The 16298-nt window shown below is 49.1% G+C and carries 11 protein-coding genes; all 11 read left to right on the top strand.

The window, feature by feature from the left end; genetic code table 11:
• Positions 1 to 113: 113 nt before the first annotated feature.
• Complete coding sequence (locus BFJ94_RS15850; RefSeq protein ID WP_120463533.1) at positions 114 to 1850, top strand: extracellular solute-binding protein; 1737 nt, start codon at positions 114 to 116, stop codon at positions 1848 to 1850.
• 81 nt (positions 1851 to 1931) lie between these two features.
• A complete protein-coding gene (locus BFJ94_RS15845) occupies positions 1932 to 2822 on the top strand; it encodes an ABC transporter permease (RefSeq protein WP_120463532.1) in 891 nt (296 codons plus the stop codon).
• Positions 2823 to 2839: 17 nt separating this feature from the next.
• Positions 2840 to 3727 (top strand): carbohydrate ABC transporter permease, encoded by an 888-nt coding sequence (locus tag BFJ94_RS15840; RefSeq protein WP_120463531.1) that lies wholly within the window; start codon positions 2840 to 2842, stop codon positions 3725 to 3727.
• A gap of 29 nt (positions 3728 to 3756) precedes the next feature.
• Positions 3757 to 5025, top strand: coding sequence for a Gfo/Idh/MocA family protein (locus tag BFJ94_RS15835; RefSeq protein WP_120463530.1), 1269 nt, complete (start codon positions 3757 to 3759; stop codon positions 5023 to 5025).
• Positions 5026 to 5102: 77 nt separating this feature from the next.
• Positions 5103 to 6851 (top strand): glycoside hydrolase family 35 protein, encoded by a 1749-nt coding sequence (locus tag BFJ94_RS15830; protein WP_120463529.1) that lies wholly within the window; start codon positions 5103 to 5105, stop codon positions 6849 to 6851.
• A gap of 326 nt (positions 6852 to 7177) precedes the next feature.
• Entirely contained in the window at positions 7178 to 7900 is a 723-nt protein-coding gene (locus tag BFJ94_RS15825; protein ID WP_120463528.1) for a response regulator transcription factor, read from the top strand.
• A gap of 20 nt (positions 7901 to 7920) precedes the next feature.
• Positions 7921 to 9348 (top strand): sensor histidine kinase, encoded by a 1428-nt coding sequence (locus BFJ94_RS15820; RefSeq protein ID WP_120463527.1) that lies wholly within the window; start codon positions 7921 to 7923, stop codon positions 9346 to 9348.
• Positions 9349 to 9444: 96 nt separating this feature from the next.
• Entirely contained in the window at positions 9445 to 10200 is a 756-nt protein-coding gene (locus BFJ94_RS15815; protein ID WP_120463526.1) for an ABC transporter ATP-binding protein, read from the top strand.
• A 6-nt stretch (positions 10201 to 10206) separates the two neighbouring features.
• On the top strand, positions 10207 to 12636 hold the full coding sequence (locus BFJ94_RS15810) for an ABC transporter permease (protein WP_120463525.1): 2430 nt from the start codon (positions 10207 to 10209) through the stop codon (positions 12634 to 12636).
• 555 nt (positions 12637 to 13191) lie between these two features.
• Positions 13192 to 14937 (top strand): fibronectin type III domain-containing protein, encoded by a 1746-nt coding sequence (locus BFJ94_RS15805; protein WP_120463524.1) that lies wholly within the window; start codon positions 13192 to 13194, stop codon positions 14935 to 14937.
• Positions 14938 to 15229: 292 nt separating this feature from the next.
• The gene (locus BFJ94_RS15800; protein WP_120463523.1) at positions 15230 to 16237 is read left to right on the top strand and encodes a LacI family DNA-binding transcriptional regulator; all 1008 of its coding nucleotides are present in this window, start codon (positions 15230 to 15232) and stop codon (positions 16235 to 16237) included.
• The last annotated feature ends 61 nt before the right edge of the window (positions 16238 to 16298 follow it).

Raw genomic sequence — 16298 nt, 5'->3', positions numbered from 1 at the left:
TAAAGTGACAGTAAAGTAAAGAACTCAAAATTGATAGCGCTTTCCAGTGATCCCATAATGGAGATATAAGCAATCGCTTTCATCACAGCATACAAAAGGGGGAAGGCAGTTCAATGAAAAGGTTCAAACCGTGGGAAATGCTTATGTTGGTTATGTCAATGCTGTTGATATTTACAGCATGCGGGAATCAAGCAAGTAATGATGGGGCAGAGCCCAAGCCACAGAATTCAGGTAATGAAGCCAATGCCAGTGCGAATAGTAACACACCTCCTGATCCATTAGGCAAGTATCCTGAGACGATTACGGTATCGGAAGTGCTCGGCTATAACCCTCCGGAGGACCCGAGAAGTCCTAAAGGAATCACACCAGAGCAGAATGCCTATCTCAAGGATTTAAAAGACATGTTGAACATCGAAATTAAGTATAAATGGACGGTGCCATCCAGCCAGTTCGAGCAGAAATTCTCACTTGCTATGGCCTCGGGTGATCTGCCAGACATTATGGAACTGGACCAGAAGAACTTCGAGAAGCTGAAGAAGCAGGATATGCTGGCGGACCTGACGGATGCCTATAATAATTACGCTTCTCCAACGCTGAAGAAATATATGGAGTCCGACGGCGGCTTCGCGATGAGCACCTTCACTTCCGACGGTAAGCTGATGGCGATCCCGGCGTTCGAAGACCCATTCCTGTCGACTCAATTGCTGTGGATTCGCAAGGATTGGCTCGACAACCTGAACCTGCAGGTGCCGAAGACGATGGAAGAGCTGGATAAGGTCGCCCTGGCCTTCGTTAATGAGGACCCGGATCAGAATGGCAAAAACGATACGTATGGTGTCGCCATGCAGAAGAACATATTCTTCTGGGGATTTGATCTTCGCGGCTTCTTCAATGGCTTCAATGCTTATCCATCAATCGGGGATAACCAGACAGCATGGATCAAGGGGGATGATGGCAAGCTGATCCCAGGCCTGATCCAGCCTGAGATGAAGACGGCGCTGGGCAAGCTGCAGGAATGGTACAACAATGGCGTGCTGGATAAGGAATTCGCCCTGAAGGACGAGAACAAGGCGGTTGAAGATATTACAGCAGGCAAGGTCGGCATTTCTTATGGGGAATGGTGGTATCCGAACTGGCCGCTGAATCTGAATGTCGATAAAGATCCAAAGGCAGAGTGGATCGCCCTGCAAATTCCGGGCTTGGATGGACCGGGCAAATCTTTAGTGCCGAAGCTTAGGAGCAACAGAATGTATGTGGTGAACAAGAAAATGAAGAATCCCGAAGCGGCCATCAAAATGATCAATTACTATATTGAGATGGGCAACAAGAAATATATGGAGAATAACAAGGCGGAGCAGGGATATGTCTATAACTGGTTCGATCCGCGGGTCTATAACCCTGCTCAGATCGAGACGATCTACACTGAAGTGAATAAAGCGCTCGATGCTAACCAGGAGGAAATTACGCTGGATGATGAGAACTACAAGAATGTAGCGGACGTATTCAAGGCGACGAAGGATTATCTCGCAGGAGATACAATGACCGCCAGTAAAGGCGTCAACTGGGGGCAATATTTCAGCCGTGCAGCCAAGGATGGTGGTTGGGGAATGACCCGTACAATCAAGGAGAATCAGGCTTTTGTGAGTAACGAGTTTTACACTCTGCCAACATCGACCCAGGTAGAAAAAGGCTCGCAGCTCGACAAGCTGATGCAGGAATCCTTCACCAAGATCATTATGGGCGCTCCGCTTGACGAATTCGATAAATTTGTTGACAGCTGGAAATCCCTTGGTGGTGATCAGATCACTCAAGAGGTGAATGATTGGTACAGCAAGGAAGCTGTGAAATAAATCATGAGATGCTGGAACGGGAGGATCCGCCTGAAGTAGTCGGCAATTCTCCCGTTTTACATTAAATATGGAGGTCATGCTGTGAAAACGCTCAAGAAGGAATATCTACTTCATTTCATGTTGCTGCCCGGCGTCATTATTACATTAATATATGCCTACGGCCCCATGGCTGGCCTGGTGATGGCTTTTCAGCAGTTCGAGCCTTTATCCGGCTTTTTTAAATCGGAATTCGTCGGCTGGGATAACTTCAAATATGTATTTGAGCTTCCAGATTTCATGCAGGTGCTCTGGAACACTATTTTTATCGCCGTATTTAAGATGGTTCTGTTCCTGCTCGTTCCGTTGATTCTGGCGCTGCTTCTGAATGAGGTCACCAAAAGCTGGTTCTCACGCATTATCCAATCCGCCATCTTCCTGCCATTCTTCTTGTCATGGACCGTGCTTGGCGGAGTCATTATTGAATTATTCTCACTGAACGGCCCGGTGAATGGGCTGCTGGAAGCGATAGGCTTAGAGCCGATCATGTTCATGCTCAATAATGGCTGGTTCCGCGGGATCGTCATCGGCTCTGACGTCTGGAAAGGGATGGGCTACAACATGATCGTCATGCTGGCTGCGATTACAGGCATCAATGCCACGCTGTATGAAGCGGCCGAGGTGGACGGGGCCGGAAGATGGAAGCAGATGCTGAATATTACCCTTCCGGGGATGGCGCCTATTCTGATTTTGCTGGGCGTACTGAGCTTGGGTGGTATTTTGAACGCAGGCTTCGAGCAAATCCTAATTATGTATAACCCGACCGTATATGAGGGCGGTGACATCATCGATACCTTCGTATACCGACTCGGTATGTTCAGTCAGCAATTTGGGCCTGCCGCTGCCGTTGGATTGTTCAAATCGGTAGTATCTCTAGCTATGGTGTCCATCACCTATTATGCGGCCTACAAATATAGCGATTATCGCATCTTTTAGCCCAGGAGGTAGGAGGAATGCATAAACCAACCATCAGTAGACGAATATTCTTGCTCTGTAACACCCTGATACTCAGCGCAATTACCGTGCTTGGCATTATTCCCTTTATCCATTTGCTCTCCATTTCACTTAGTTCGAATACCGCAGCCATGGCCGGTGAAGTGAAGCTGTGGCCAGTCGGATTTAACCTCGATGCTTATCGGTATTTGGGCGAGAAGGTGGAGTTCTTCAGATCATTTGGTGTCTCTGTACAACGGGTCATTCTGGGAACGGCGATCAATATGGTGCTTGTATTCATAACCGCCTTTCCATTATCCAAATCAAATGATCAATTCAAATTCAGAACTGTGTATGTGTGGTTCTTCGCTATTACGATGTTCTTCGGCGGCGGTCTGATTCCGACCTATATTATTGTGAAGGATACAGGTCTGATCGATTCCATCTGGGCCTTGATTCTGCCTGGTGCACTTAATGTATGGAATATGGTGCTGATGCTGAATTTCTTCCGCGGAATTCCACGGGAGCTGGACGAAGCGGCGACGATTGACGGCGCCGGACAATGGAAGGTGCTATGGCGGATTTATTTACCGGTGTCGCTGCCGTCCATCGCTACGATTGGACTATTCACGATTGTAGGTCACTGGAACGCCTGGTTTGACGGGATTTTGTATTTGAATTCACCGGAGAAGTATCCGCTGCAGACCTATCTATCCACCTTGATTATGGCGATTAATTCACAGATGACCTCGATTTCTATCGAGCAGATCAAGGCGATGGAGAATCTGAGTGAGAAGACGCTGCGGACGGCGCAGATTTTCATGGGGGCGCTGCCGATTATGCTCGTATATCCTTTCTTACAGAAATATTTTGTGAAGGGGATTACAGTAGGGAGTGTCAAAGAATAGATGCATGGCAGAAAAGGAGACGATGGGGTATGAAGAAGGTTACGGTTGCATTAGTTGGTGCTGGACTGCGAGGAATCAACTATTTAGAATACGCCATACAGCAGCCGCATGAGCTTGAGGTAGTCGCTGTTGCCGAGCCTGTTCGTGCGCGCAGAGAGAGCTTCCAGGCGCGGCATGGAATTCCTGATGAGATGTGCTTTGAGCATTGGAATGAGCTCTTTGCGAAGCCGAAGCTTGCTGACGCAGTATTGATCTGCACCCAGGATCAGCAGCATTTCGAACCGACGATGAAGGCGCTGGAGCTGGGCTACCATGTCCTGTTGGAAAAACCGATGTCGCCGGATCCGCAGGAATGCATTACAATGGGGGAGATGGCTTCCAAATCAGGACGGGTGTTCTCGATCTGTCATGTACTGAGGTATACGCCATTCTTCTCAACGCTGAAGGAACTATTGAATCGCGGAGAGATCGGGCAGTTGATGTCGATCCAGCATAACGAGAATGTAGGGTATTGGCATCAGGCTCATAGCTTCGTGCGCGGCAATTGGCGGCGTAAGGATGAATCCAGTCCGATGATTCTGGCCAAGTCCTGCCATGATCTCGATATTCTGCTCTGGCTGGCGGATGCAGACTGTACTCAGGTCGCTTCCTTCGGCTCGCTAAGCCATTTCAAGGCTTCCGAGGCACCGGAAGGAGCGCCGCTGCGTTGTCTGGACGGATGCCCGGTATCCGATCAATGCGTCTATTATGCGCCGCGGCTGTATTTAACGGAGAATACAGATTGGCCCACCTCGGCGATCAGCAATGATATGAGCTATGAAGCCCGCTATAAGGCGCTGCAAGAGGGGCCTTACGGCCGCTGTGTATATCATTGTGATAATGACGTCGTCGATCATCAGGTCGTCAATCTTGAATTCGCGAATCATGTAACCGCTGCCTTTACGATGAGTGCCTTCACGCGGGATATCAGCCGGACGATTAAGCTGATGGGAACGCGCGGGGAGATTCGTGGAGCGATGGAGAAGAATGAGATCGAAGTAATCCATTTCGGCAGCGGTAAGGTCGAGCGGATTACCTTTGAGGATATGGGCGGCCATGTCGGTCATGGTGGCGGTGATATGGGACTGGTGAAGGATTTCCTGAACCTGGTGCGTTCCGATGGCAAGAGTCAGGGGCTTACTTCGGCTGACCGTTCCGTGCAGAGCCATCTGATGGCCTTCGCGGCAGAACAGTCCCGGGTTGACGGCCGCAACATCCGGATGCAGGAATTCGTCGGAAGCTTCAGTAAGGAGAATTAAGAGAATTAGAAGAATTAATGATTGAATCTGAAATTACAGATCTACCGGCATGAAAAAATAATCCTGTGGAGGGAATTATGTCTACTTTTTCTTATTCGGGTTCTTCGTTCTATTACAATAATGAGCCGATTCAGATTATATCTGGGGCGATTCACTATTTCCGTGTCCTTCCGGAATATTGGGAGGATCGGCTGCTTAAGCTGAAGGCCTGCGGCTTTAATACCGTAGAGACATATGTAGCCTGGAATATGCATGAGCCAGAGAAGGGGCGCTTCAATTTCGAGGGGATCGCCGATCTGGTCCGGTTTGTCGAGATCGCCGGAGGGCTGGGCTTGCATGTTATCGTTAGACCTTCGCCTTACATATGTGCTGAATGGGAATTCGGAGGATTGCCCGCCTGGCTGCTGGCGGAGCCGGATATGCGTCTGCGCTGTTACTATAAGCCATACCTGGAGCATGTCGATGCTTATTATGACGAGCTGTTGCCTAAGCTGCAGCCGTTGCTATGCACCCAGGGCGGGCCGATTATCGCGATGCAGATCGAGAATGAGTATGGAAGCTACGGAAATGATAAGCTCTATTTGAATTATATGAAAGAGGCCCTTATTAAGCGGGGGATTGATGTGCTTCTGTTCACCTCCGATGGCCCGACAGATGATATGCTGCAGGGCGGTATGGTCGATGGTGTGCTGGCCACGGTGAATTTCGGTTCCCGGCCTGCTCAGGCCTTCGCCAAGCTGAGAGAGTATCAGCCGGATGCGCCGATCATGTGCATGGAATTCTGGAACGGCTGGTTCGACCACTGGCGGGAAGGCCATCATACCCGGCCTGCGGCAGATGTGGCCGAGGTTCTCGATGAGATGCTCGGCATGGGCGCATCGGTTAATTTCTATATGTTCTATGGCGGTACGAATTTCGGCTTCTATAATGGCGCGAACGGGCATACCGCAGATCGCTATGAGCCAACGATTACGAGCTATGACTATGATGTTCTATTAGATGAGAGCGGCGAGCCGACGGATAAGTATTATGCCGTTCGCGATGTGATTGCGAAGCATCAGCCGTTTGAAGCGATTGAGCTGCCGCCGCCTGCTCAGAAGAAGGCTTACGGTGAAGTTACTTTGACTGGGCAGACATCGCTATCAGCGAGCTTGCCACGGATTTCCCAGCCTGTACACTCCCCGTATCCGGAACCGATGGAGAAGCTGGGCCAGGATTACGGTTTTATTCACTATAGCACTATCATTTCAGGCCCTAGATCGAAGCAGCCGCTCTATATTCAGGATTTACATGACCGGGCATTGGTGTTCCTGGATGATGAGTTAGTCGGTGTTCTCGACCGTAGCCAGCCGGGAGCAAGTATTGAGCTTGAGGTACCGACGGGCGGCGCACGGCTTAGCGTGCTCGTGGAGAACATGGGACGGGTGAATTACGGGCCATATATCAAGGATTGCAAAGGCATCACAGAGGGTGTAAGGCATGGACTGCAGTTCCTGTCGGACTGGACGATCCATCCGCTGCCGCTGAGCGATCTGTCCGGTCTAGTGTTCGAGCCGTTGTCCAGTCATACGGAGCCAGCCTTCTTCCGTGGTGAATTTACGGTTAACGAAGCAGCCGATACCTTTTTGAGCCTGGAGGGCTGGATCAAGGGCGTCGTATTCATCAACGGCTTCAATCTGGGACGCTACTGGAATGTGGGTCCGCAGCGCACGCTGTACGTACCTGGATCACTGCTGCGTGAGGGGAATAACGAGATCATTATCTTTGAATTACACGGCTTCGCTGCACCGAAGGTTCAGTTCGTTGCCGAGCCAGATTTGGGATAAGCGATGTATTATCGGCCTGCTGAGCAATGTATGCTCGGCAGGCTTATTTATTGTGTATTGTAACGAAACTGGGTATCGCTATTTGCGTCGAAAGGGACCATTTAAAAACCTAACGAAACTAAGTATCGCTATTGGGGCAGATCAAGGGTAAAAAGGCGGATTTTTACCCAAATAACGATATGGAGTTTCATTAGAACTGAGTGGGCGCGAATTTCGTGGTAATAGCGATATGGAGTTTCCTTAGAGTTCCGTGAGGCAGGAATTTGCTATATCGATCCGAAATCTAATGTAAAGCAATATAATCAAATTCAATTTAGGAGCAGCCGATGACTTCATATAAGAGAATTCTCATTGTTGAAGATGAGCAGGATCTCGCCAGAATTATAAAGGATTATATCAGCAAGCAAGGCTATGAGGCAGCGATTATTAATCAGGGACAGGGTACGCTGGATACCCTTGATTCATGGCAGCCGGATTTTGTCATCCTCGATATTATGCTGCCTGATATGGACGGGATTGAGCTATGCCGGCAAATCAGGCAGCAGAGCAATGTCCCGATCCTCATATTAAGCGCGAGAGGAAGCGATACGGATAAGGTGCTCGGGCTTGGCTTCGGGGCCGATGATTATATGACGAAGCCTTTCTCTCTGATCGAGTTATTAGCGCGGATCAAGTCGAATTTAAGACGGGTCGAGAGCATGATGAATACAGTACATACATCCCGACAGGCTAAGGAGCAGGATGTCCTTCGGTTCGGGCCGATTATGGTCGATAAGAAGGCCTATCGGGTTACGAGAGAGGACGAGGAGATCCCACTCTCCGCCAAGGAGCTGGAGCTGCTATTCTATCTGTGCCAGCATCCTAATCAGGTGTTCTCCAAGATCCAGCTGCTTGATGAGGTCTGGGGGTACAGCTCCTATGGGTATGAGAATACGATTACCGTGTATATCCGCAGATTGCGGGAGAAGCTGGAGTCCGATCCATCGAATCCCGTCTATATTAAGACAGTGTGGGGAGTCGGTTACAAATTCAGCTTCAATGAAGCATGACGGACGGTTAGGAGAGTTCTATGTATTTGCAGGATTGGATACAAAGATGGTTGATAGCTGCGCTGACAGGTCTATTGATTATTGCTGGATGTGGAGCAGGCTTCCTCTGGAATGATGAACATCGAGTGCAAGAGGAGGAGTCCCGGCATGTCATAAATCGGGTACGTCTGCAGGTCAGCGGGATTATGAGGTATCTGGAGCGGTATGGACAAAAGGTTGCAAATACCGCAGAGGTTCAGGAAGCGATCAAGTCCATGGCTAAAGAGCAAGGTCTGAACCTCCTATATACAGGATTGGATGGACGTGTAATGTTTAATACCGCTCCAGGTGACGGTATCCAGCAGCTCGATTTAAGAACAGATCTTCACTATGATCTGTACCACGCTAAAAGGGATCAGAACTACTATCGGATCGCTTTTCCCGTAGTTGATGAAGCGACACAGGTACAGGTCGGCCATGCGGTCTTTACACTACAGGCGAGGGATGTCCTCGGGCCAAGGACGAACGTTATTCTCTATTCGTTGTTAGCCGTTATGGCTTTCATTCTAATGGTACTCTGCTTATTACTATTTCTGCTGAGAAAGAAGCTCCGCCGGGATATTATCCAACCCGCCTGTCAATTGAAGGACTATTCCGAAGCGATTCTAAAAGGAAACTACGAACAAGGGACTGCATACCACCGAATGGACGAAATGGGCGAGGTCCATATCATGTTCGAACAGATGCGACTGGAAATCCAGCATTTAAGCCGGCGTAGAGATGAGCAGGATCAGGCTCAGAAGGAACTCATCTCGAATATTTCTCATGAGCTCAAGACACCGCTCGCTACCCTGAAAGCCTATATCGAGGCGATTCGGGAGGGGGTATGCCCGGATATGGATAGCGTGATGGAGTATGCCGAGGTGATGCATAACAATACGGAGAAGATGTCCAGATTGACGGAGGATCTGCTGCTGCACGCCCTGCGGGAGCTGGGTCAGATCTCGGTGACGCTGAAGGAGAGATACAGCAAGAAATTGCTGCAGTCCATTCTACAGCCAATCGCTCATTATGTAAGCACAACCGGAGTGCAATTTATCGGGCCGGAAGAGATCCCGGATGTTTTGATCCATGTGGATGGGCACAGGCTGGAGCAGGTGATCGCCAATCTGATTGCGAATGCACTTAAGCACACATCCCCGGGGGATACGATCCGTGTGAACACGGAGCTTGCGCGAGGGCAGCTGACAATCACGATTGCGGACACGGGCAGAGGTATTCTGCCTCAGGATATGCCGTTCGTGTTCGACCGTTATTTTAAGGGCAAAGCGGATACGGACTCCGAAGCAGAGGGCAGCGGTCTTGGATTATCGATCTGCAAATATATTATCGAAGCCCATCGTGGCACCATATCCTTCAACAGTGTGCAGGGACAGGGAACGACCTTCTATTGCTCGATACCTTTATGAGTTGCAGCCTGTAATATTTCATTCATATTTTGATAAGGGTCTATACATAAGCGCCTCTTACAATGAGGATATGTTGTTCTTGAGGAGGCATATTTAGTGAAAAAGGTAATCCTTAAAGCGAAAAATCTGTGCAAGACCTATTCCACCGGCAGCGAGCAATTCCATGCGATCCGCAATTTGGATCTGGATATTTATGAAGGGGATTTTACGGTGATTGTGGGCAATTCAGGTTCCGGGAAATCCACTCTACTGTATCTCCTTAGCGGGCTTGATTCGATTACAGTCGGGGAGGTCTATTACCGGGGAGAACGGATCGATAACTATACGGAGAAGGAACTCGCGGAATTCAGGACGAGACGGATCGGATATATCTATCAGAGCATGAATCTCGTTCCCGATCTTACACTGTATGAGAATATCTCTTTACCCGGATATATTGCCGGTCAGTCCAAGCAACAACTGGATAAGACCGTGCAAGCTCTGATGCAAACGATGGGGATTGAGGGGCAGCAGCAGCGTCTTCCGGCTCAGACCTCCGGCGGACAGCAGCAGCGGGCGGCCATCGCCCGGGCATTAATCAATGCCCCGGATATTATTTTTGCCGATGAACCGACAGGCAGCCTGAATTATGAGCAGGGGATTGCCGTTCTGGATATTCTGACCGAGATGAATCGTAAGGGACAATCCGTCGTCATGGTAACCCATGATATTAAAGCGGCATGCCGTGCGGACCGCCTGATTCTGATCAGAGATGGCAAGATCGCCGATGTGCTGGAGCTGGGCAAGTTCGTGCCTGATCAGCTGGAGAATCGGGAGAAGATCATTTTTGCTTGCATTTCGGGAAGGGGGTAAGCGCCTATGTACGCGATCTACTCTCTTTGCCGGGCGAATCTAAGGAAGAAGAAGGTTCATAACGCCTTGATCGGGCTGCTTATTTTGTTATCGACGATTCTTCTTGTAACCTCAGTAACAGTGATCCTTAATACGACCAATTTATTTACGAGTATGCATGCCAAGACTCATGGTTCCCATGAGCTGCTAATCCTGGATGGAGAAGTGCATGATCCCAAGCTTGTATACGGGTGGTGGAAAGAGCAAGAAGGGGTGGATACCTCACCATTGATCCCGTTTCGAACTTTATCAGGTATATCGAGACCAGGGAACGAGCCCACAGCCGGCCTCTCGAACCTGTACTTGTATATGATGGATAGTACGGCCAGGCCTTATGAAGTGGATGAGCTTCTGTTCGCACAGGGAGAAGAGAGCTTGGTGCCTGAACCGGGAACCGTCTGGCTTCCTTCCTCGATTGCTTATCTGTACGATATATCTCCAGGTGATACGCTGGAATTCTCTACGGGAGACAGCAAGCTTACTATGGAAGTAGCAGCAGTTGTCGTAGATATGCCGTTTGGCGCTCCATTTCCTACCTCTGCACGAATCTGGATGAACCATCAGGACTATATAACACAATTTCAAGATATACCGGGCAAGGACCAATATATGATGGGGCTTCGATTTGAGAACTATAGCGAGGGTCTGGGGTACTGGGAACGATGGCAGCAGGATATGGGCACGCCCTATTTAGGTTCGAAGATCACCTTCCAGGAAATGTCCTCTTTTTACTTGATTATGAATAAAGCGATTGGGTTCATCATGGTGTTTCTCGGCTTAATGATGATGTTCGTGGCTCTATTTACGATCGGATTTACGATATCTGATGATATATTGTCCAATTATAAGACGATCGGTGTGATAAAAGCATTGGGATTGACCTCCAGGAAGCTGACAAGCGTGTATATGATGCAGTACATCACAATCGCGGCGGTAGCGGTAATACCCGGATTTATAGCCAGTCGCTTCTTAGCCGGGGTGATCGTAGATAGTGCGCTCTCGTCTTTGAAGACGAAGACCGGTGGTGTCACTCCAGGAGGGGGATGGCCGGCCCTCGCAACAACGCTGCTGGTACTGGCTCTGATTCTACTATGTGTATTCTACTATGCTAATAAAGCGCGGCACGTACAACCGATGCAGGCGATCCGCTATGGGATGTCGGAGACGCAGCACAGTATGAAGACAAGACGACTCACAAGGGGAAAAGGTTCGAGCCCGACAGGCCTGTTTGGAAGAGCACCGCTGCTGGCTGTCATCGGATTCAGAAATCTGCTGAAGAATAGAAAAGCCACGGTGCTGATGCTGCTTCTGTCTATGATGATGTCGGCCGTACTGGTGCTGGGCTTCGTGCTTCTATATAGTATCAGCCACATTAAGGAGACTTCGTCATTATGGGGCTATGATTCAACCGATGTTGTAGTGCAAGTCACGAATAAATCCGTCTTCTCCCGGTCTGAGTTCGACCAGCAGGCTGCATCCGATCCTCGGATTCAAAATACGAATTGGATCGGGGCTGTAAATGGGGTTGTGACAGCAGATCGGCCTGTGGGGGTTGAAGCGAGTTATACCGGGCCGATGAACTTCTCAATTATAGTGATCGATGGTAGTTATGACGAGATAGGGTACCGTAATTTGAGCGGGAGGAACCCACAGAACAAGAACGAGATTTCGATAGGGATGAAAGTAGCGAAACAGCTGAACAAAGAGGTTGGGGATGTAGTAGATATATATATCGAAGGATATGAACATCATTTGACGATCTCGGGAATCTATCAATCGATTGCAAATATGTCCTATTCAGCAAGAATCCTGGTGGATACCGTCAGAGTGAACCATCCCGATTATGAGAATCTCGATTCCGGGTTCATCAATTTGGCGAATGATGCAGATCTAGAGCAGGTAGTTCAGGACTTGAGCGCAGGGTACGGTAATTCGGCGTCGGTAACCACGCAGCAAACTCTGCTCGATGCGGTCTATAAACAAGCGGTCGCTTCATTAATTTTGCCGATGTCTATCATGGGGCTTCTATTTACCGGGGTAACCGTGATTATCGTCTATAGCTTGAGCCGCATTAATATTCGTAAAGAGGGCAAAACCTACGGAATTTATAAAACATTAGGTCTGACCTCGTGGAAAATAAGATTCTCAATCCTGCTTGGGATTATGGTGCTTTCGTTGCTTGGGGCGATTATAGGTGCTGGGGCGGGAGTTTATATTTTGCCGATGATTCTGGGCCGTATTCTTAAGGATTATGGCATCGCTGAGCTGCCTCTTATCTTGAATTGGTGGGGGATTGTGGCGCTTGCCCTGATGACAACTCTTGCTTCCGGGCTGGGTTCATGGGTCTCATCGAGAATCGTAACCAGTACCTCTCCGCGGATTCTTGTAATAGAATAGGGTGGATTTGATCAGAAAAAGGGGCGTTCATCAGAGCGCCTCTCTGTCGTGCCGCTAATTATGCTATGAAAAGCGTGTACTATTTTGACCAAATTTAAAATTTGATGTATTTTCTGGAATCAGAGGTAGACAAGCTCATTACATTTATTTACAATGAAGGAAGATTAATAGATAACCCTCGTTTTTTCTGCGGTAAGTATTCCTCTTTACGGAGTAGGTTCAGTCATCACGAGTTCAATTGGTGGTAGTTTCCCTCTTCAAAAAGTATCGATTTTCCTGTTTCAAGCTTTCCAATCCAATTTAATCCAATCTAGCGGTCCCTAATCTGTGTTCGCTTGGGGTCGTCCACGGTCCAATTTTCGTTCATCCTGTTATGGGCTTATTTTGTCACTCTGATTTCCGTTAGAATGTCCTGCTTAAATATTCTATGTCGTCACTTTTCTGCTCTATTAAGGCATGGCGCATAGTTTATTTCATAGAGAAAGAAGAAAGGAGGAATTTCAGGGTTTCAAGGGAGATGGAGGTAGCTAGCTGAAACGATAAGGAGGAGTTCTGATGAGAAGAATGTCGCAACAGACGAAGAAGGGGATAAGGCGGGGAATACCTGTCTTACTGATCGTCGCGCTATTCATAGCGTTGCTGCCTTCGCTGGTATCTGCGGCGGATCGTGGCGCGTGGGCACCGAATGTATCTTATCAAGCGAATGATACCGTAACTTATGGAGGCAATACGTATCAAGCGCTGCAACCGCATACCTCGCTTGTCGGCTGGGAGCCGCCTAATGTGCCGGCCTTATGGCAGCAGACGCAGGGCGGATCTACTGATACACAGGCGCCGACCGCTCCGGGTAATTTGAATGCCTCTGGCGTAACTGCTACCAGTATTACATTACAGTGGACAGCCTCTACAGATAATGTAGGCGTTGCGGAATATGTGATCTCTCAAGGTACAGCATCGGTCGGCAGCGTCTCAGGATCGACGCTGACATTTACCCATACCGGACTAACCCCGGATACGACTTACTCTTATTCGGTGAAGGCGAAGGATGCCGCAGGCAATGTCTCTCCTTCCAGCAACGCGATCACGGTGAAGACGAATGCGGCTGCAGGCCCGGATACCGAAGCCCCAACAACGCCCGCTAACGTAACGGTTACAGGTGTAACCTCCTCCTCAGTCTCGCTGTCCTGGTCGGCTTCTGCGGATAATGTCGGGGTCACTGGCTACGATGTCTATCGAGGGACAAGCCTGGCTCTGTCCGTAACAGGAACGAGCGCTACAGTTACCGGACTTTCCGCCAGTACCACTTATACTTTCAAAATAGCGGCCAAAGATGGCGCCGGCAATGTCTCGCCACAGAGTGCAGGGGTAAGTGCAACCACGGCGGGAAGTGGAGGCGGAGGACAATTGCCGAAGCATACACTGACGGGCTATTGGCATAACTTCATCAACGGTTCCTCTAATATCAAGCTCAGTGATGTTCCAAGCCAGTATGATATTATTGCACTTTCCTTCGCAGAAATGGATCCGACGAAGCCAGGCGGGGTAACCTTCCATGTAGATACACCGTTGTCGAATGCGCTAGGCGGATACTCTGATGATGATCTGATCAATGATATCCAGGCCAAGCGTGCTCAAGGCAAGAAGGTGATTCTCTCCATCGGCGGTGAACATGGCAATGTGAATCTGAATAATCCTTCCCCGAACGTCACCAATTTCGTCGATAGTATGTACGGTTTGATTACGAAGTTCGGACTGGATGGGATCGATATTGACCTAGAGAATGGCATGAACGTAACGAACCTGACGAATGCGGTACGCCAATTGCAGGCCAAGGTCGGCGCGGGATTCATACTGACCATGGCTCCGCAGACGATTGATATGCAGAATCCGAATACCTCATATATGCAGCTGTATAATAATCTCAAAGACATGACGACTGTGATGAATGTGCAATATTATAATTCCGGGTGTATGCTCGGCCGTGATGGGAAATGCTACTCCCAGGGAACAATCGACTTCCTGACGGCATTGTCCGATTTGACGCTGCAGTGGGTGGAGCCATCGCAACTCGGGATCGGCGTGCCTGCTACTCCAAGTGCGGCGGGAGGCGGATATGTGTCTGCCACGGTGGTGAACAATGCGCTGAAATGTCTCACAAGCGGCACGGATTGCGGCACCTATAAGCCAGTAGCCCAGTATCCGGATTTACGCGGTGCGATGACCTGGTCGATCAATTGGGATAAAACGCAGAATTATAGTTTTGCCAATACAGTGAAAGCGCTCTTATCAACATTACCGTAACGATTACGCAATCGGCGGTCCATTACTCTTCATCCTTAAGAGGATGGATCGCCGAAAACGCATAATAATGATCGCCGTAGCCTGATACTAAGAAATGGGAATGCAAGCCGCATCTTGGGCGGGTATCGCTGCTAGCCCAATGGACATAAGGGATGTGACCGATTGACAAAATGATGAAAGCGATTCATAAAAGCGTTGACAAAGCGGAAATGGATAAGTATACTGTAAACAAGTTAAACGTTTACTTAAATTCTCAAATACAAAAGCGAAGAAGGTTGCGGTTGATGGGAATATGAATCCTCCAACGATAAAAGATGTTGCAAAGGCATCCGGGGTATCCGTCGCTACGGTATCCAGAGTGCTGCATAATCTTTCAGGCTATTCTGACAAGACTAAGCAGAAAGTATTGAAAGCGGTTGAAGAGCTCGGTTACCAGCCTAATGCCATTGCCAGAGGCTTGATTAACAAACGGACGCAGACGATCGGTGTATTGGTTCCTGACGTATCGAGCAGCTTCTCATCAGAGATTCTGCATGGTGTGGAAGAGACGGCGAATGACAAAGGATTTAGCGTCATCGTGTGCAATACCGCCAAGGACGGGGAGCGGACGATGAAATATCTTCAGGTGCTCGGCGAGAAGCAGGTGGATGGCGTGATATTCACCAGCGGATTTCTGGAGGAAGAGTATTATAAAGTTCTCAAGCAGATGAGGGTGCCGGTCGTCCTTGTGAATACGCAGTCTCATAAGCACTCGATCCCTTATGTGAAGGTGGATGATCGTCAGGCAGCCTATCACGCTACAGAGTATCTTATCCGCAAGGGACATCGTGATATCGCCATGATCAGCGGTACGAGCTGGGATACGATGGCCGGGATTCCACGTCTGGAGGGCTATCGTCAGGCGCTTGAAGACAATGGCCTTGAATTTATGGAATCGAGGGTCGCCTACGGAAATTTTGGTCTCGATAAGGGCCGCGAGGCGATGGAGAAGCTACTTCAAGATGCGCCGCCGTTCACGGCTCTATTCGCCGCCAGTGACGAGATGGCGATCGGAGCGATGGGGGTCGCGCTGGAGCGAGGACTCAAGGTTCCAGAAGATATATCCATCGTCGGCTATGATGACCTGATCTTCTCAAGAATGGTCTATCCGCCGTTGACGACGATTCATCAGCCATTGACGATGATGGGGCGTACCGCATCTGAAATGCTGATCGACTTGATCGAAGGCGCAGAGCAAGTGTCCAGCAGTATTGTGAACCATAATTTAATAGAGAGACAGACAGTTCGTCAAATGCCTTGATCCAAGGCAAGTTTTTTCACAATAGAGTAAACGTTTACTTCTATATGAATCTATTCTTCCA

Source organism: Paenibacillus aceti, from assembly GCF_003614185.1.
GTDB classification, from domain to species: Bacteria; Bacillota; Bacilli; order Paenibacillales; family Paenibacillaceae; genus Fontibacillus; species Fontibacillus aceti.
The sequence above is the reverse complement of the archived record's forward strand: the minus strand, read 5'-3'. Positions and strand labels throughout refer to the sequence as shown.